The sequence below is a fragment of the Dapis purpurea BLCC-M126 genome (assembly GCF_050015975.1).
Lineage (GTDB): Bacteria > Cyanobacteriota > Cyanobacteriia > Cyanobacteriales > Microcoleaceae > Trichodesmium.
In genome coordinates this window covers 40,481-58,106 of record NZ_JBNHER010000102.1, presented here as the reverse complement: position 1 = coordinate 58,106, position 17,626 = coordinate 40,481, and the positions used below count along the sequence as shown (strand labels likewise).

Genomic DNA, 17,626 nt, shown 5'->3' with positions numbered 1-17,626 from the left:
CAATTCCCGAACGGTTTTGACCAGAGGTAATTATCAACTATCCATTAATGAATCCCCATCTTCCCTACTCCTTAAAACTATCAATGGGGAATATCAAGACCTAAATATATTCATACTTTTCTGGTAGAACTTTATCCTTTCTGGCTAGAGAAAATTTTGGTATACTATTTGCATTTCCTTAAGAACCATTGACAAAAAAATGCTAAAAATTTTACTATTGCGTACAACGCAATAGTAAAAAATTATGTTTATTGGTACTAAAGAAGCAGCTTATCTTTTGAATATTTCTACTCAAAGAGTAAGACTCTTAATTAAAGAAGGTCGGATTCAAGGCGCTAGAAAAATTAATGGTCGCACTTGGGTTATTCCTTTATATAGAGGAATGCCAAGAGTTTCTAGTAAAAAGCGCGGACCTAGCCCCCGTTGGCATTCCTGTAGACATTGTGGCAAAAATACTATTCATTTCAATCGTCCTAATATTGCCGTGAACAAAAAAGAGAAAAATACCGATCTTGATGTACTTTCTGCTAAACGAGGAACTAAGACTTTAGCCAGAGGTCACGAAATTGAGATTCACAGTCCGTGTAAAATTGTTTATCGACCCGATCAACCTCACTCTTGTGGAGCGACGGTCTGGATTGAGACTTTGGCAACGGCAACAATGTTTAATTTTGATGGTAAAGTCGAGCAAGTCGATAGTAGATGGATTTGAGAAAAGTAGTCAATGTGAAAAATTAATAGACCTCTCCAAAAATCCAAAATAAAATCAATTAGTAATATCTGACAGAGAACCTTCGCGCAAATATTGTTTGTGGAGGAGAGGATAGAAGTGTTTAAATCAAATTAAGATTTAGATGAAAAATACATTTTTTATAGGAATTACACAGGCAAAACCCAGTTGTTAAGAAAAATTCTTGGTTTTAAGGGATAAGGATATAAAACTATAGTAGGAAGATTTAATGTCTAGAGGTGTTATTTATATTGCAACTGGAGAAAAGTATATTAATAAGGCTCTTATATCAGCAGCTAGTTTAAAAGAGAAAATCCCTGATTTACCCATAACGCTTTTTTCGAGTAAAGAAGTTAATTCTCAAGTTTTCAATAAAGTTATTTTAATAAATAATCCCCAATATGAATGGATAGATAAAATTATATATATCCCTCTGTAGTGGCAGTTCTGTGTAAGTCCTGAATAAGCGAAAAATTATAGCGTTTTCATCAAAATAAACATCTTTATATAAATACTGTGGCAGCAAAGGATACATTACATGATGCAGTAAAATCTGCTTTACAAAAGGAGAGTTGGAAGATTACCCATGACCCTCTCTACATTAATTTTGCTGAAGTTTAAATTTACATTGACTTCGGAGCAGAAAGACTTTTAGCAGCAGAAAAAGATGGAAAAAAAATAGCGGTTGAAATTAAAACTTTTCTCAAACCTTCCGCAATTTCAGAATTTCACACAGTTTTGGGACAATTTTTGAACTATCGCTTTGCTCTTAATGCAGAAGAACCAGGAAGAATACTATACTTAGCTATTCCTATTACAATTTATGAGACCTTTTTTGCTCGTCGTTTTGTTCAACTGATTATCCAAGAATATCAATTAAAATTAATGGTATTCGATCCAGTCAATGAGGAAATTATCCAATGGCAAAACTAGACGAATATAGACAGTTTATAAAAGAAATTATTACGGAATATAGCAGTCACAAACCAGCTTATGGTGAGGTAGAAGTAGAATTAATTTTTGATACGGAAAGAGACCGTTATTAACTTGTTCATGGTAGAAGTAGAATTAATTTTTGATACGGAAAGAGACCGTTACCAACTTGTTCATGCAGGATGGAACAAACATCGTCGTATTTATGGTTCGACTATTCATATTGACCTGATAAATGACAAAATTTGGATTCAAAATGATGGTACAGAAGTTGGCATTGCTAACATTTTAGTTGAACGTGGTGTATCTCCACAAGATATTGTTTTGGCCTATCATGCACCTTACCTGAGAAAATATACTGATTTTGCTGTATGTTAAACAATCTTCTTTGATTAAAATGATAATTAAAGCTTGTAGTAGGGAGCCCTATCCATAGTTCGGACTAAATCCCTACTACAAACAAAAACTTTTTTGTCGCTCATTATCCGGATATCATATAAGTTCTATAATTATTAATCTATAATCACTGAAATAATACTTAAAATGCTCAAAATTAAAAATTTACTTCTTACTACCAGTTTTTTTTACCTTTACCTTTCGACTTATTGTTTGGCAAAAACTCCTGAATTTTCTGAATATACTTTTAGAAAAACAACTACGAATATTATTTCTCAACGTCGAACAGAAACAGAGGAAAATTTAGAATCTCCAGATATATTTTCTCCTAATCCCCTAGAAAGCACTGAACCAGATCCACTATTACCAAATCCTCCTACTTCTGGAATTCTAAGTGGAGAAAAACGAGAAGAATTTTCCCAGGAACTCGACAAACTTAACATTGAAGCAGCAGCACTATTAGGAGCAGGAGAAACAACTAAAGCTTTTGAAACTTGGAACAGAGAACTACGTTTACGTCGTTATCTTGGTAAAGCAGAAGAGTTGGCAGCTTTGTCAAGAGTTGCAGAAATAGCATGGAATAATAGTCAAAAATTGCAGGTGCAGTGGATTACAAAAAGACTGGAAATTCTACAACCAGAAATTCAAGAGGAAGAACCTCCTAATTTGGAATTGTTACAAGCATTAGGTTCAGTATTTAATATAGTTCGAGCTAAAGATCCAGCAGTTGAAGTTTATCAACAGGTTATTAGTGAGGCAAGGAAACAAGAGGATGTCGCTACGCTAAAACAAGCTTTAACTGCTATAGGAGAAATATATTTGAATTGGTTGGATTATGATAATGCAGCGATCGCCTATGAGGAATTATTAGAGGTTCAGCAGCAGAGTAATTCTGAAATATCTGAAATAGAAACAACAAATATTCCTGTAAGTGGTAATTTTGAAAAAGTAAGTACTCTCAGGCAATTGGCTTTTATTTATAATCAAGGGGGGAAACCTTTACAAGCAATTACAGCTAAAGAACGGTTAGTAGATTTTTACGAAGGTCAACAAAATATTGTAGAAGTTCCAGAGATAAAAATATCCATTGGTGGAGATTATGAGGAACTTGGCAAACTTAATCTTGCCAGTCAATACTATCAAGAAGCTTATGATATTGCTCAATCAATTCAACGATTTGTAACTGCTAGTGATGCCTTAGAAAATTTGGCTGCGCTCTATCTTTCTCAAGATGAAAAAGAAGCAGCAATTGAAATATATAAGGTGCAATTGTTGATGGATCAACAGTTTGTAAATGTTTATGGGATGATGGAAACCTATGACCGCATGGGGCAAGTTTATTCACAGTTAAATGCTTTTGGTTTAGCAATGTCATCTTTTCAAAGAGGTTTAGAATTATCGAGACAATTGGGAGGATATCGAGAAAGTTATTTTCTACAAAAGCTTGATAAATTGAATAGAAATAATTGATATTCGCTTGTAGTTGGGCTTTAGCCCTAACAATTTAGCGAGCTAAAGCCCAACTACAAACTAAATTTTTTTGGCAACACTCCAGCAGTAGATTAAGGTAGTAGACCAATACAACTAATTTTTGGCAGATTATTATTGGTGCGAGGGCAAGTTCATCTAAATAATTTGTCACCCCTTGAGGAAAAATACTTCTAACTTCTGACTTCCTTCCGTGCCAGGTATCTGTGAAGGAAAATTTTCCTTCTCCTGACTCCTTCTCCTTTAGACTTTTTCGGCTTTTACCTTTCTAGCCTTTCTTGTTCCACCTAGCATTAAACCGCTAAGTGTAATAAAACCTAATGTGAGGCTCGGTTCCGGGGTCGCTGCTACTACTGTAGTGTCTGTACCTGCCACCGGGTTTGCGTTTATGGTTTCTTGAGAAATATAGACATGGCTCTCACCCGCTACAGCCGCACTCAATTCAATCCTATTATCGCTTGTAGCATAAAAATTCACATCAAGAAGGTTAACATAGTCTACTGCATCGCCCACATTCAGGGTATCTAAATCTATTTGGTCTAGGTCTAAATTATATGTAAAACTGCGGTAGTGGTATCTGTCTGGGTCATCTACGTCCCCCAACTCGTATGTCGTGCCATCCCATACTAGAGTCATTTCCCCGTACAACTCATCAAAGGTAATCAGATTGTCTGTGTCATCAGTCGCATCTTCACCACTCCACGTCAACGTCACGTCTCCTTGGGTAGTAGTAAATGTGGTGGTAAATGATGCTGCTGGGGCTGGGGCGAGAAAGAGGGAAAAGGCGGCTCCAAAGGAAACGGTCGTCGCGTCGAGAGCTGTCAGTATCTGCTTGCTTATGTTGCTGAAATTCATGTTCATTGTACCTGTATGTGTGTGAAAATATTGTAAAAAAAAACACTTTAAAAATTTTACCTTACATGATCGTACCCCCCCAATTTTATATGTCAAGATGATTTAGCAAACTTCATTGAATCTTTAATAATTGCGTAAATATACTGAAAAAAATGTGGGAAAGAAAAATTTTTTATAAATAAATTGGCAAAGCGAATTTGATATTATATGCTTACTAACTGGAGGGCGGAGGGCGGGTTTTGAGAACTAGACGGCTGTTAGTCTAGTGCAGAATGGCGGAAATAACTGACCAGTTACAAAATCCTAAAAGTCTTACTAATCAATACTTATGACTTCTAACTTCTAACTTCTGACTTCTGACTTATTACTTCCTACTCCAATTCCCGCCTTCCCTCCAACGCTCGCGCCAAAGTTACCTGATCGGCATATTCTAAATCTCCTCCCATAGGCAAACCAAAAGCAATGCGCGTCACTTTTGTAAAAGGTCTTAACAACTGACCGACATATAAAGTAGTAGTCTCTCCTTCCACACTCGGACTAATAGCAATAATAACTTCCTGAATATTTCCCTGACTGACTCGCCGTACCAAAGGTTGAATACTTAACTGTTCCGGACCAATGCCATCCATCGGCGAAATGACTCCCCCCAGGACATGATATTCACCTTTATATTCTCGTGTTTTCTCCAAGGCAATTAGATCGCGGGAGTCAGTGACCACACAAATAACCTCTTTGTCTCGCTGAGGGTTACGACAAATTTCACAAATAGGTTCAGCCGATAAATGGAAACATTTCTCACATAAACCGACTTTTTTCCTCGCATCAACCAAAGCTTGAGCTAAAGCTTGAATTTCTGCTTCCGGGCGCTTAATAATATGTAGTGCCAGACGTTGTGCTGTTTTAGGGCCAACTCCAGGCAAACGTTGTAATTGTTCAATTAATCGTGCTAAAGGTCGGGTATAAATTTTGGATTTCCTCCGATTGAGTTATCAGTTATTAGTTATCAGTACCAAACACTGAAGCGTTCAGCTTGATATACTAAAGTTTATTCTTTTTTTTTGGAAAGAATAATAGGCTTGAGACCTTATTTTTTAGTCACCACCTGTTTTAGGAATTTTAATTATAACTATTTAGTCATCAATTAGGTATTGAATAGAACACAATATTACCGAATAATTAACAATTATTCATTATTAATTAAATAATTCAGCTTACTCTGCCTCCCCTTTCAAGGGGAAAAGAAGAAATAATATTTCCTTATATTCAATCTGATGGTTTTAACCAGAGGTAATTATCAATTATCCATTAATGAACCTTCTTCCATCTGCTAATAGCGATCGCTCGCTTATTTGACATCCTCCCCGGCCTAAAGGCGCGGGGATTCCTGCCGAGCCGTAGCTCCTCGGCGGGTTGACATCTCACAGGCTGCTGCTACTTTGGCAGTAGTCTCATGCTTGCCTCCATGTCCGTTTAATGTCTCGGATTGCCCACCCGCGACTAATATATTTATGGCTGCGTTTTCGTCTCTATCATGTTTAGTTCCACAATTAAGACATTCCCACTCACGAATTGATAAATCTAATTTTCCACCTTTAAATCCACAACTAGAACAAATTTGAGATGTAGGTTCCCAGCGACTAATTACTCTAAAATCACGACCGTATTTTTCTGCTTTTCCTTCTAAGAGTGTTCGGAACTGTCTCCAACCTAAATCAGATATGGCTCTAGATAATTTCCGATTCTTAACCATTCCAGAAACGTTTCCTTCGGAATGCTTCGCAAACAAATCCTCTAAAATAATTGTTTGGTTTTCACAAATTATTTCAGTAGATAATTTATGTAGAAAATCTGTTCTAGTATCTTTCAGTTTGGCATGAAATTTAGATATTTTTAGTCTAGCTTTTTCATAACGATTTGTACCTTTAGTTTTCTTAGATAATGACTTACTTAGTTTTCGGTACTTCTTAATTCGTTTCTTTAGTGGTTTTGGTGCATCAATTTTTTGACCGTTACTCAAAGTCGCAAAAGTTTTAATTCCTAAATCTATTCCAACTGAATTATCAGTTTTAGGTAATACTAAGGCACAAATTTCTACCACAAAACTTAAGAAATATCTGTTAGCTGAATCTTTGATTACTGTTACTGATGATGGAACATTAGGTAGCTCCCTTGACCATAAAATTTTCAGCTTTCCAATCTTGGCTAAATAGACTTTATGCTGACCAACTTTAAATCCACCTTTTGTGAACCTAGCTGTTTGCTTTGACTTTCTACTCTTAAATTTAGGAGGTCTTACAGGTTTACCTTTTCTGTTGCCTTGAGTTGATTTAAAAAAGTTTTGATAAGCTTGGTTTAAATCGTTTAAAGATTGCTGCAATGGAATAGCAGAAACTTCTGATAACCACTCTCTATCTTCAGTTTTTTTAGCAGATGTAATAAACTGTTTTTGTAGCTGTGAGTTAACAGGCTTCTTCTCTCCAGATTTGTACTTTGACTGACAGCAAGCTAGACTATCATTCCAGACAACACGGACACAACCAAATAGTTTTGCTAATCGGTGTTTTTGCCCTGATGTTGGATATATACGGTACTTGAATCTCGCTTTCATGAAATGACTTTATTACTAAGAATATGATAAGATTACCTGTGAAAAAAATCAACTAAAAAGTTGCCTGCTTATGGGCGAGGCTTTAAACCCAATTTTTCGGTAAATCGAATGTTACAATTTGAGGCTTTTTTAGATTGAGCAGCTATTGTGGAAATAGCAGTAATCATCCTAAGTCAATGACTGAGCCAAGAAAAATTAAGAGAAGTGTTCTTATTACCCTAGTATTAATATCTTCAATTTCTTTAAAAGCTTGTGCATCTCGTAGATATAATCGCGAAGTGTATAGAAATCTTGAAGACTGTCGCCGAGAATGGGGAGGAATAGAACAATGTGACCAGGTGACAGACGGAAGTTATTCATCTAGATATTATTATGGTCCTCGTTATTATAGGTCTGGTAGCAGTATCTACTATTATCGAAATAGTAGTAGTAGTTATCAACCAGTTCCCAGTAATGCAGGTATTCTCAGAAGTCCTTCGGGAAGGTCTACAACTTCTGTTGGTACAGTTAATAGAGGTGGTTTTGGTAGTAGAGGTGGTAGAGGTGGTAGTAGTTTTGGCGGTAGAGGCGGTGGCAAAGGTTAATAAAATCCTAAATTAAAATTTAAAAATAAAGTAGCAAATGAAACGGATAAGTATTGAACCTCGCGCCAACTGGCAACAGAAATGTGAAGCAGTTGGCTTTCACTTTTATAATATGTATGGGCAAGCATATTGGTATGAGTCAGCTTGCTATCATTTCGGCGCTTCAGAAATAAATGAACTGGAAGTAGCAACCCAAAATTTACAAGAATTGTATATTGAAGCAGCAGAGCGCATTATCCAACAAGATCGTTTTTCCCAACTGTGCATTCCACCAGAGTTTGCTGAGTTATGTCGCAAATCTTGGGAACGAGATGACCCCAGTCTTTACGGTCGTTTTGACCTTGCTTATGATGGTGTCAACCCACCGAAGTTATTAGAATATAACGCCGACACTCCAACAGCATTATTGGAAACTGCTGTAGTACAGTGGACTTGGTTAGAGGAAATGTTTCCTGAAGCAGATCAATTTAATTCTGTGCATGAAAAGTTATTGGCAGCTTTTGAGGAAATGAATGGTTTAGCAGGAGAGACTTTATATTTCAGTTGTGAAAAAGAAACTTTGGAAGATTTGGGAACTGTTGAATATTTGAGAGATTTGGCAATTCAAGCAGGGTTAAATAGTCAACATATATATATTGATGATATTGGTTGGAGTGAAGATTTAGAAGTTTTTTGTGATTTGGATAATCAGATTATTAGTCACTTATTCAAGTTGTATCCTTGGGAGTGGATGATGCGGGAAAAATTCGGGCAATATCTATTATTGGAACCGATGAAGTTAATTGAACCTGCTTGGAAATTAATTTGGAGTAATAAAGCTATTCTGCCAATTCTTTGGGAATTTTTTCCAGAACATCCTAACTTATTGCCTGCCTATTTTGACTCAGGAAAATTATCTCATCCTTATCTGAGTAAACCTGTTTTTTCTAGAGAAGGAGGAAATATTACGGTTTATTTTGGAGATAGAGAATATCAAACCGAAGGAATATATGAAGATGAACCTTTAATTTATCAATCTTATTATCAATTGCCTAATTTTGATGGTTATTATCCTATAGTTGGTGCTTGGGTTATTGGTGGAGAAACTGCGGGTATTTGTTTGAGGGAAGATCGAGAAATTGTGACTCAAGATTTGAGTAGATTTGTGCCTCATTATTTTAGTTAGGGTTTGCTGAAAAAGTTTTTTGGTAAGGGTAAGTCAGGAGTCAGGAGCCATATCAAATCCGGTTAAATAACCTCACTATCAATTTAGTAGTCGTAGGAGCGATTCGCGATTCGCCCCTACAGTAGAAAATACTCAACCACTTATTTCTAGGGTGTGTCAAGAATTTGAAACTCAACTTCCTAGACTATTCTCGAACCCTGTAGATTCGATTATTGTGTGCAATTAAACGGATTTGATATTATGAGATAAAAGAGGAGGAAAAAGAAGGAATTACAATGAAATCTTTGTAAGCAACATTAATCAAATTGGTATAATATGTCTTGCTATTTTAGGGCAAACTCCCAGCAATAACTTGACGTTGAGCAACAAATAATTCCTCAATACCAGCTTCTGCTAAATCTAGAATTTGATTCAGTTGAGTACGACTAAAACTACCTGCTTCTGCTGTTCCCTGAACTTCAATCAAAGCTGGTTTATTGTTCATTACTACATTAAAATCAATTTCTGCAGCTACATCTTCAGTGTAATTCAAATCTAAATAAGGCTCCCCCTCCAATAACCCTACTGACACAGCAGCAACTTGATGCACAATAGGCGATCGCTCTAACTCCCCTTTCTCTATTAACTTATCAATAGCATTCGCCATCGCCACAAACCCCCCAGTAATAGAAGTAGTGCGAGTACCTGCGTCCGCTTGTAAAACATCAGCATCAACTATTATGGTGCGTTCCCCTAATAAATTCATATCTAGAGAAGATCTCAAACTACGTCCAATCAATCTTTGAATTTCTTGGGTTCGCCCAGATAGTTTCATAAATTCTCGTTGTTGGCGTTGAGGAGTTGCACCAGGTAACATTCTATATTCTGCGGTTAACCAACCCTTACCTGTATCTGCCAAAAATTTTGGTACTCCTGGTTGAATAGTGACAGTACAAAGTACCTTAGTTTCACCACATTTAGTTAAAACTGAACTGGTGGCAAATTTAGTGTAATCTAATTCAAAACTGATAGGTCGTAATTGGTTTGCTTCTCTACCATCAGGACGTTGCCAAGACATAATATTTTTAATAGATAATGGATAATTAATAATGGATAATTGATAATGGATAATTACTTCTGCTTAAAACAGAAAGAATTGAACTAAGCAGGGAAATCTTATTTCTTTTTTCTTTCTAAAAGGAGAGGCTTTAAGCCTAGATTCGATTAATTATCAATTTGTCATTTCAGTTATTAGGTATCAGTACCTCTAATTAATAATGGATAATTAATAATTACTTCTGCTTAAAACAGAAAGAATTGAACCAAGTAGGGAAATCTTATTTCTTTTTTCTGTGTAAAAGGAAGGGCTTTAAACCTAGATTCGATTAATTATCAATTGGTAAAGTTTAGATAATCTAAAAATTGAATATTGACAAATAATAACTAATTACTGAGAATTAAGTTTCTCTAATATTTGTTGTTGAACTTGAGTTACTGATTTTTCCCCATCAATAGTAAGTAATGTTTGGCGATATTGATAATATTCCAAAATTGGAATAGTACGCTCATAAAATAAATCTACCCGACGCTGCACAATTTCTGGATTATCATCAGTACGCCTTCGCTCTAAACATCGATTCATACATTTTTCCTTAGACACCTTTAAATAAATTGCCCAATCTAATTTTTGCTCCAAATCATCTAGTAAAAAATGTAGTTCCTCTGCTTGAAAAGCTGTTCTAGGATAACCATCCATTAACCAACCCTGGCTAACATCAAACTCTAAAAGTCGTTGACGGACAAATTGAATCATTGTCCGATCTGGTACCAAGTCTCCCTTTTCCACATAAGATTGTGCCACTTGGCCTAATGTTGTTTGAGTAGCGATCGCCTCTCTGAGTATATCGCCAATAGAAATCAAAGGAATCTGTAGATACTGACACAGTAATTCTGCTTGAGTTCCTTTCCCCGCACCTGGACCACCTAAAATTATTAGTCTCACAGCCCCCCAACCTGATTAGTCACAATGTATAGTTAATTATTCTATAGAACTCATTTAGTATCTTTAGTTATGATTTAGCAGTTTTCACACTTTATTGGGTATGGAACCTCAACTTTTAATAACTATGCTTTACCCACATAAGATCGAATTCCTAACAGGATAGGGAAGAGGGGTAAGAGGGAGAAGAGAAGACAAACCTGCCATTTCTCATATCTAGGACAGAGGTGACTAAAAGTGAATAAGGCAATTTCACCATTTGCTGACTCTGACTAGCTACTTAAACCATATCCCCAAACTCCCCATCCTGCAATACTTATAAGACTTATGAGTAAGGGATAGCTTTAAAGGTGGGGAGGGGAAATATTGTTGGAGAGTTACTGAAAATCCTGATTACAAAAATAACTTCTAATTTCTGACTTCTGAATTAATTTTCTCTGTATACATATATATAGTGTTAAATTTGTCCTATAATCAAAAAAAGCACTATATATTGTAAAATGAATATTGTCCAAGGGCAAGCTTTCAGTCCAGCTTAGTAGTTGGAAAAATTCAGTATAGTACCAAAAATAGATTTCTCAATTTTAATTTTCATAATGGTTGCACAATTACAAACCCCTGCTCTAAACTTTCCCAGTGACTTACCTTATACTGTTCCTGGTCTAGTACAGGTATTCACAACTGGTCAACGCAATTTCTTTACTGATGTTATGGCTCAAGCTTTGAGGATAGCTGGCCAAGGTACATCCGTATTGATTGTACAATTTCTCAAAGGGGGGATTAACCAGGGACACGATAGACCAATGCAATTAGGGGAAAATCTTGATTGGGTTCGCTGTGGTTTTCCTGGTTGTATTGAGACGTCGGATATAGATGAAAGCCAGAAAAATTCACTACTTGATTTGTGGCACTATACTCAAGCAGTCGTAGCTGAAGGAAAATATGAGTTAGTAGTTCTTGATGAACTGAGTTTAGCTATTAATTTTGGTTTAATTCCTGAGAATGAGGTTTTAGATTTTCTAGAAAAGCGCCCTAGTAATTTAGATATAATTTTGACGGGGCCAAATATGCCTGAAGAAATTCTGGATATAGCAGACCAAATTACAGAAATTCGTCGCAGTCATAGACCTTAACGAAGTCAAAAGTTAGAAGTCAGAACTCAGAAGTTGTTTTTGTAATGGGGATTAGAGCAACGCTCCAAATACATTTGGTCTTAAAAGGCGGGGTTGAGCAACCCAATTATTTTGATAACTCAAAAGGAAGCAGGAATTATCAATAAATTTTCCTTAATTGAATTCCATAGGGGTTTGGTTACCAAACCCTGTCTAAACTTCGAGAAAAGAATGTTCAGGTTATTTTTAGAGAGTTACTAAATTAAGATCACAAGAATTAAAAAGTGGCGATCGCTACTAAATATGCCACAAGAAAATTTTTAGGTCACAATAGAAAATTTCAAGTCGAAAAATTTAATTTCTAGGCAGAGTAGAATAAATATAAATTTTTCCAAGTTTTGGTTATTTAAATAGCAAAAAATCTTACCAAAGTTTTAGTCAAATGAAAACTTTATTGAAGTGGACAGTTGCAGAATATCATCATCTTATTAATAGTGGAATATTAGTTGACCGACATACAAAACTTTTGCATGGATAAATAGTAGAAATATCACCGGAAAGTCCGATACATACTCAAATTACAGAAACTACTGTTGAATATTTACGCTTTCTGCTAAAAGGGTTAGCCTATATTCGACAAGCACATCCTATTACTCTTTCTAATTCTGAACCTCAACCTGATATTGCTATTGTCTATCCACCTAGAAATAATTATCGTCAACGTCATCCATATCCTGAAGATATTTTGTGGTTAATAGAAGTTGCTAATACAACTTTAACTTATTTTAGGAGAAAAAAAGCAAGCTTATGCAGAAGCTGGAATTTTAGAATATTGGGTAGTAGATATAGAAAATCAGCAAATTTATGTTTTTCGACATCCTAAAACTGATAATTATGAGTCGGAAGTTATTTTTCCTTGCCGAAAAATTAACCCCTTGGCATTTCCAGATATTTCCGTTTCAGTTAGTCGTTTTTTTACAGAAAATTAGCTATGCAAAAATTTTCTGCTAAGACTAGCGATCGCCTGATTTATTCACAAAGCAATTGATACATGAATCATATTCATCTTTTATTTTCTATTTTAGGTGTATCTTGAAAGATTATTGGTAAAATTCCTTCTACAATAAGAGAGGAAATGTTAATATTTATATGATTTTTTGCATTTTTTTGATGTATAGATCATTGTAAAATATGGATAAACTTTTAGAATTAAAAGACAAAGAATTAGAAAAAGCAGGGGCATCTATTTTTCGAGCTATTGGATTAGATTGTTTTTATGATTTAGGTCAAGTGCCGTTAAAAAAAATAACATCAGGATATCCAGAAAACCAGCATCTTGAATTTGATTATATGATACCTGAAGATAAAGTTTGTTTAATAGGTGAAATAACATCAAGAACAGATACAGATACAAAAAAACGTATTGAGAGCAAGTATGATAAGTTTATTAAGCATATAAATATAATTAAAAAGTTAGAATTTTCAGATGATATTTGGCAAAATTTAGGTATAAAACAAGAGAGTATAAGAAAATTTAGAAACATACAGTCAATTAAAGGATTTTTTATTACGACAACTAAAGAACGATTCGATCTTAATTTACCAAAAGTGGAAGATGTAGTTGTATTTTATAAATCTGATTTTATGAGATTATCTGAATATTCTCAAAATATAGGAATATGGACTAGAAACTATTTTTTCAATAAATTTTCTCTCGATCATAGAACAAATAATTCTATTTCAATCTATGAGAAAGACCATCAACTAATTAGAAGTACCAATAATAAAATTAGTAAAAAATATGAAGATGACGATGCTCCTTTATCAGATTTATATACATTTACTATATCGCCATACGAGATACTAGATATAGTTCATGTATATAGACAAGATGAACTTCCTTCATTACACGATAGTTCAATCTATAATTATCAAAGACCTTTAAACTCCGATAAATTAAAAGAAATAAGAAAAAATTTATTAACTGATTGTGATTTTATTTTCCCATCTAATATTTTGGTTATTTTATCTAAAGAATGTAAATATACGAAAGATGGAAATGATAATTTTTATTTGCACATTCCCAAAAAGTACGGAAGTATTTCTGTAATTGATGGTCAACATAGATTATTTTCTTATGCTGATGAAGATATCAAATCAATTATGCAAAATGATTGCAAAATAATGGTAACGGCAGTTTCTTTTAAAACTGAGGTTCAAGAAATTATTACTAAGTTTAGTGCCAGAGTATTTATAGAAATCAATATTAATCAAACAAAAGTAGAAATAGCTCATTTAGATAAAATTGCCTATGAATTGGGAAGTAACGATTCAAAAGCAATTGCTACAAAAATTATTGTGAGTCTAAATACTAGAGAAAAGTTTAGAGGATTTTTTGGTATAGCGTCAGACAAAACAAATAAAGGTATTATTGAAAGTGGAATAATTATTGATACAATCAAAAAAATTACAAATATTAGAAAGATAAAAGAACTCACAAAAGCAAGAGTTAATAAAACTAAACTTAAAAAGGATGGATATGAGAAACTATTTAGTTCTACTATAGCAGAATTATCTGAAAGAGATATTTTAGTAGAAAAAGGAACTATTTTACTAGAGCGTTATTTTAACTATGTTTTTTCAAGTTTTCCTCAAGATAAAGATGAGTTAAAAAGCAAAAAAGAAGTATTTTTTACTTCTTTTATTTACTCAAAATTTTGGTGTGGTTGGATTAATTTACTGATTATATTTATAGAAGAAGGTTTACACTGGGATGAAATAAAACAAGAGCTTAACAATATCAAAAAAAATGTTATGACTTTGTTAGAAATTACTAAATACGATCGACCTTTATTTCAACCAAATAATCCTAAAATCCCAGATTCAAGTTCTTCTCCTAAAAAAGTAGGAGAATTTTTGAATAAAAATAGAACAGAATCTTGTTCTATTCAAGATGTTTAAGAATAAATTTAAAATGATATAAGTTTTTCAATTAATAGACTAATCAAAAATCCCGCTACTCCTTCCACAAGAGAGTGCGGGATAAAAGCCACAAATTCTGGTATAAATTAATCTATAATGAGAAATCTTTTAGCCAAAATTCCTCATCTATTTTTTCTGCATCAATTTCTGACTACTTTCAACCATATTAATAAACTCACTCCGATAACCCTTCAAATCTAAACCCTTCGACTCATTTGCCAACTTCAACACTTCATTAAAACTAGCATTACCTTTATATTCCGAATCTCGCAAAATCATCCCATACTCAGCTACAGCAGCAGCAAACTTAAAATCATTTGAAGCATTATTTAAACTCACTCCCTTATCAACAACTGGCTGTTTTATCAACTCAGAAGTTGTACCCTGCGGCTCCTTATAACGCAACTTCACTAACATTAATTCATCACTATTATAAGCTGCCTCGTCAACTTGATTATCTTGATATTTCAACTCATCAACTCCCGGCAATTTCACATTACTTTCTACTCCCACAGGAATAACTTCATAAAGTGCCGTAACCGAATGTCCTGCACCTAACTCTCCCGCATCCTTTGTATCATCATTAAAATCTTGAGAACGTAAAAGTCGATTTTCATAACCAATTAAACGATAAGCTTGTACTTTTGCCGGATTAAACTCCACTTGAATTTTTACATCTTTAGCAATAGTTAGTAGAGTTCCTCCCATCTCTGTCACTAAAACTTTTTTCGCTTCCAAAAGATTATCAATATAAGCATAATTCCCATTTCCTTTATTAGCCAACTGTTCCATTTTTGCATCCTTAAAATTACCCGTACCAAAACCAAGTACCGTCAGAAAAATTCCTTCATCTCGATAATTTTCGATCATTCTGACTAATTCAGCATCGCTAGAAACTCCTACATTAAAGTCTCCATCAGTTGCCAGAATAACTCGATTATTTCCTGAAGATTGATAAAACCTTTTAGCTAAATCATAAGCAAGTTTAATTCCTTGACCTCCAGCAGTCGAACCTCCAGCTTCGAGATTATTAATTGCTGCGATAATTTTATCTTTTTCGCTGCCTTTTGTGGGTGGTAAAACTACTCCTGCTGCTCCAGCATAAACAACTATTGAAACAGTATCTTTTTCTGTTAGTTCACCTACCAATAATTGAAAAGCTGATTTGATTAAGGGTAGTTTATTGGCATTATTCATCGAACCAGAAACATCTAACAAAAAGACTAAGTTACTAGGAGGTAAATTTTCTGTAACTATATCTTTGCCTTGAATGCCAATATGAACTAATTGATGTTGATTATTCCAAGGAGAATCAGATATTTCTGTGGTGATAGAAAAAGGATTATTAGCTTTTGGTTGAGGATAGTCGTAGGTAAAGTAATTTATTAATTCCTCAATTCTTACAGCATCTTTTGGTGGTAGTTTACCTTGAGTAATAAAGCGACGTAAATTACTATAAGATGCTGTATCTACATCAATCGAAAATGTAGATAAGGGATTACTTTTTACGAGTTTAAAAGGATTCTCATTAATCAGATTATATTCTTCTCTATTTGACGGTATTTCTAGACTAGAATCTATTAAATTAGATTCTGTGATTGAAGTTGGTACACTTTGTTGTAGTGCCATATCTGCTGATTCTAAAGTCCCGCTATAAACATTTCCTCTAGTCTCACCTGGAATACTGTCTGGTCTTGAAGATCGTGCATTTAGAGGTGGTGGAGGTGGTGGTGCTATGGATGTTTTTTCTCCTTCTGTTTTACTTTCGTTTCTTATTGTTTTAAGTTCTTGATTAGCGCAACTTATTAAAAGTAGTAAAGGTAAAAAAATTACTAAGAGTTTTACTCGCAAAATTGGGTTAAGGGTAATGTTTTTACTTTTCATCGTATCCACTCTATTTTTCCATATAGGGCAAGACAATTTTTGCTGAAAAATAATAGTTAGATTCAGCAAGTTTGCATAGACTACAAAATAGAGAGAGTTCTTTCCGTAAAAGTTGTAATAATTACTTTACTTATCCTTCTTATATTTAGACAAATATTTACTTCAAATATCTATTACCTAACAAAGGATAGTTTTTTTCAGATGACTTTTAACGAATTGGTATACTTACTTTTAATTCGTAAATGTAGCATTGCTCAAATTACTCAACTATAGTTGTTTTTCTTCTTTCTTATTCCCACTAATCCATAATTACTACTCCCTACTCCCTACTCCCTAACAAATTGGAAGATTTAGGAACAGAAGTAGGAAAAAGTAGAGATGTTGCTGCTTTTTTAGCAATTGTATCTGAGATATAAATTTGCTTAATAGAAACCAAACCATCATTGATGAACATATCTCTTAAAGCTGCCTTTTCCCCACTATTAAAAGAAGTCTCATAAAAAACCTCTTTAATCCCACAAGAAATAACCAATTTCAAACAATAAAGACAAGGTTCTAAAGTAACATAAAGAACAGCTCCATTCGTAGAAATGCCATGTTTTGCAGCTTGAGCAATCGCATTAGCTTCAGCATGAACAGCACGGGATGGTAAAACTTTACTAGCATCACAACTACTTAATTCAGGATAACAAAAACCCTGACTTGTACAATTTACAGAACCTGAAGGAGGACCATTATAACCAGTTGCTAAAACTTGTCTATCTTTAACTATTACTGCTCCTACTGGAAAAGCTAAACAAGTTGAGCGAGTAGCAGCTAATTTAGCAATCATTAAAAAGTATTCATCCCAGGTTGGTCTTTGATATAATTCTTCTGTCATCTAAAATAAATGCGGTCGATTACATTATAAA

16 protein-coding genes and 2 pseudogenes are annotated in these 17,626 nt (G+C 34.3%); 11 read left to right on the top strand and 7 right to left on the bottom strand.

Features of this window, described 5'->3' with window-relative positions:
* Positions 1-244 precede the first annotated feature (244 nt).
* From ACP6PL_RS09600 to ACP6PL_RS09575, 6 genes and pseudogenes are all read left to right on the top strand, one after another.
* A complete protein-coding gene (locus ACP6PL_RS09600) occupies positions 245-712 on the top strand; it encodes a helix-turn-helix domain-containing protein (protein WP_426544922.1) in 468 nt (155 codons plus the stop codon).
* A 247-nt stretch (positions 713-959) separates the two neighbouring features.
* Positions 960-1,169 carry a hypothetical protein gene (locus tag ACP6PL_RS09595; protein ID WP_426544920.1) on the top strand — a complete coding sequence of 70 codons (210 nt, stop codon included), beginning with the start codon at positions 960-962 and terminating at the stop codon, positions 1,167-1,169.
* 77 nt (positions 1,170-1,246) lie between these two features.
* A pseudogene (locus tag ACP6PL_RS09590) lies at positions 1,247-1,663 on the top strand (XisH family protein).
* Complete coding sequence (locus ACP6PL_RS09585; RefSeq protein ID WP_426544918.1) at positions 1,651-1,776, top strand: element excision factor XisI family protein; 126 nt, start codon at positions 1,651-1,653, stop codon at positions 1,774-1,776. Before ACP6PL_RS09590 ends, ACP6PL_RS09585 begins: the two are co-directional and overlap by 13 nt.
* 7 nt (positions 1,777-1,783) lie before the next feature.
* Entirely contained in the window at positions 1,784-2,041 is a 258-nt protein-coding gene (locus ACP6PL_RS09580) for a XisI protein (RefSeq protein ID WP_426544916.1), read from the top strand.
* Between the two features lie 165 nt (positions 2,042-2,206).
* On the top strand, positions 2,207-3,529 hold the full coding sequence (locus tag ACP6PL_RS09575) for a tetratricopeptide repeat protein (protein ID WP_426544914.1): 1,323 nt from the start codon (positions 2,207-2,209) through the stop codon (positions 3,527-3,529).
* Positions 3,530-3,790: 261 nt separating this feature from the next.
* Here the strand turns inward: ACP6PL_RS09575 and ACP6PL_RS09570 are convergent, their stop codons facing one another.
* The 3 genes from ACP6PL_RS09570 to ACP6PL_RS09560 all read right to left on the bottom strand — a co-directional run bounded on the left by ACP6PL_RS09570 (position 3,791) and on the right by ACP6PL_RS09560 (position 7,010).
* Positions 3,791-4,255, bottom strand: coding sequence for a hypothetical protein (locus ACP6PL_RS09570; RefSeq protein ID WP_426544912.1), 465 nt, complete (start codon positions 4,253-4,255; stop codon positions 3,791-3,793).
* A gap of 518 nt (positions 4,256-4,773) precedes the next feature.
* Positions 4,774-5,367, bottom strand: coding sequence for a recombination mediator RecR (gene recR, locus ACP6PL_RS09565; RefSeq protein WP_426544976.1), 594 nt, complete (start codon positions 5,365-5,367; stop codon positions 4,774-4,776).
* 401 nt (positions 5,368-5,768) lie between these two features.
* Positions 5,769-7,010, bottom strand: a complete 1,242-nt coding sequence (locus tag ACP6PL_RS09560; protein ID WP_426544910.1) for an RNA-guided endonuclease InsQ/TnpB family protein — start codon at positions 7,008-7,010, stop codon at positions 5,769-5,771.
* Positions 7,011-7,186: 176 nt separating this feature from the next.
* Here ACP6PL_RS09560 and ACP6PL_RS09555 point away from each other — a divergent pair, with 176 nt between their 5' ends.
* On the top strand, positions 7,187-7,594 hold the full coding sequence (locus ACP6PL_RS09555; protein WP_426544908.1) for a hypothetical protein: 408 nt from the start codon (positions 7,187-7,189) through the stop codon (positions 7,592-7,594).
* Between the two features lie 37 nt (positions 7,595-7,631).
* Positions 7,632-8,759 (top strand): glutathionylspermidine synthase family protein, encoded by a 1,128-nt coding sequence (locus tag ACP6PL_RS09550; RefSeq protein WP_426544906.1) that lies wholly within the window; start codon positions 7,632-7,634, stop codon positions 8,757-8,759.
* A gap of 328 nt (positions 8,760-9,087) precedes the next feature.
* Here the strand turns inward: ACP6PL_RS09550 and rph are convergent, their stop codons facing one another.
* Together rph and ACP6PL_RS09540 are read right to left on the bottom strand one after the other, a co-directional pair.
* The gene (rph, locus tag ACP6PL_RS09545; RefSeq protein WP_426544904.1) at positions 9,088-9,816 is read right to left on the bottom strand and encodes a ribonuclease PH; all 729 of its coding nucleotides are present in this window, start codon (positions 9,814-9,816) and stop codon (positions 9,088-9,090) included.
* 369 nt (positions 9,817-10,185) lie between these two features.
* Positions 10,186-10,740, bottom strand: a complete 555-nt coding sequence (locus ACP6PL_RS09540) for an adenylate kinase (protein ID WP_426544902.1) — start codon at positions 10,738-10,740, stop codon at positions 10,186-10,188.
* A gap of 593 nt (positions 10,741-11,333) precedes the next feature.
* On the opposite strand from ACP6PL_RS09540, the gene ACP6PL_RS09535 reads away from it, so the two are divergent.
* From ACP6PL_RS09535 to ACP6PL_RS09525, 3 genes and pseudogenes are all read left to right on the top strand, one after another.
* Positions 11,334-11,870, top strand: coding sequence for a P-loop NTPase family protein (locus ACP6PL_RS09535; protein ID WP_426544900.1), 537 nt, complete (start codon positions 11,334-11,336; stop codon positions 11,868-11,870).
* A 517-nt stretch (positions 11,871-12,387) separates the two neighbouring features.
* Positions 12,388-12,838: pseudogene (locus tag ACP6PL_RS09530) on the top strand (Uma2 family endonuclease).
* Positions 12,839-13,040: 202 nt separating this feature from the next.
* Complete coding sequence (locus ACP6PL_RS09525) at positions 13,041-14,810, top strand: DGQHR domain-containing protein (RefSeq protein ID WP_426544898.1); 1,770 nt, start codon at positions 13,041-13,043, stop codon at positions 14,808-14,810.
* A 147-nt stretch (positions 14,811-14,957) separates the two neighbouring features.
* Here ACP6PL_RS09525 and ACP6PL_RS09520 read toward each other — a convergent pair whose 3' ends face one another.
* Entirely contained in the window at positions 14,958-16,715 is a 1,758-nt protein-coding gene (locus ACP6PL_RS09520) for a vWA domain-containing protein (RefSeq protein ID WP_426544896.1), read from the bottom strand.
* A 319-nt stretch (positions 16,716-17,034) separates the two neighbouring features.
* Positions 17,035-17,595, bottom strand: a complete 561-nt coding sequence (locus ACP6PL_RS09515) for a deoxycytidylate deaminase (RefSeq protein WP_426544894.1) — start codon at positions 17,593-17,595, stop codon at positions 17,035-17,037.
* Between the last annotated feature and the right edge of the window lie 31 nt (positions 17,596-17,626).

Excerpts from the sequence above, each read along its gene's own strand:
- ACP6PL_RS09600 (WP_426544922.1), top strand. The coding sequence starts at position 245 with ATGTTTATTGGTACTAAAGAAGCAGCTTATCTTTTGAATATTTCTACT.
- ACP6PL_RS09595 (WP_426544920.1), top strand. The coding sequence starts at position 960 with ATGTCTAGAGGTGTTATTTATATTGCAACTGGAGAAAAGTATATTAAT.
- ACP6PL_RS09585 (WP_426544918.1), top strand. The coding sequence starts at position 1,651 with ATGGCAAAACTAGACGAATATAGACAGTTTATAAAAGAAATTATTACG.
- ACP6PL_RS09580 (WP_426544916.1), top strand. The coding sequence starts at position 1,784 with ATGGTAGAAGTAGAATTAATTTTTGATACGGAAAGAGACCGTTACCAA.
- ACP6PL_RS09575 (WP_426544914.1), top strand. The coding sequence starts at position 2,207 with ATGCTCAAAATTAAAAATTTACTTCTTACTACCAGTTTTTTTTACCTT.
- ACP6PL_RS09560 (WP_426544910.1), bottom strand. The coding sequence starts at position 7,010 with ATGAAAGCGAGATTCAAGTACCGTATATATCCAACATCAGGGCAAAAA.
- ACP6PL_RS09555 (WP_426544908.1), top strand. The coding sequence starts at position 7,187 with ATGACTGAGCCAAGAAAAATTAAGAGAAGTGTTCTTATTACCCTAGTA.
- ACP6PL_RS09550 (WP_426544906.1), top strand. The coding sequence starts at position 7,632 with ATGAAACGGATAAGTATTGAACCTCGCGCCAACTGGCAACAGAAATGT.
- rph (WP_426544904.1), bottom strand. The coding sequence starts at position 9,816 with ATGTCTTGGCAACGTCCTGATGGTAGAGAAGCAAACCAATTACGACCT.
- ACP6PL_RS09535 (WP_426544900.1), top strand. The coding sequence starts at position 11,334 with ATGGTTGCACAATTACAAACCCCTGCTCTAAACTTTCCCAGTGACTTA.
- ACP6PL_RS09525 (WP_426544898.1), top strand. The coding sequence starts at position 13,041 with ATGGATAAACTTTTAGAATTAAAAGACAAAGAATTAGAAAAAGCAGGG.
- ACP6PL_RS09520 (WP_426544896.1), bottom strand. The coding sequence starts at position 16,715 with ATGAAAAGTAAAAACATTACCCTTAACCCAATTTTGCGAGTAAAACTC.
- ACP6PL_RS09515 (WP_426544894.1), bottom strand. The coding sequence starts at position 17,595 with ATGACAGAAGAATTATATCAAAGACCAACCTGGGATGAATACTTTTTA.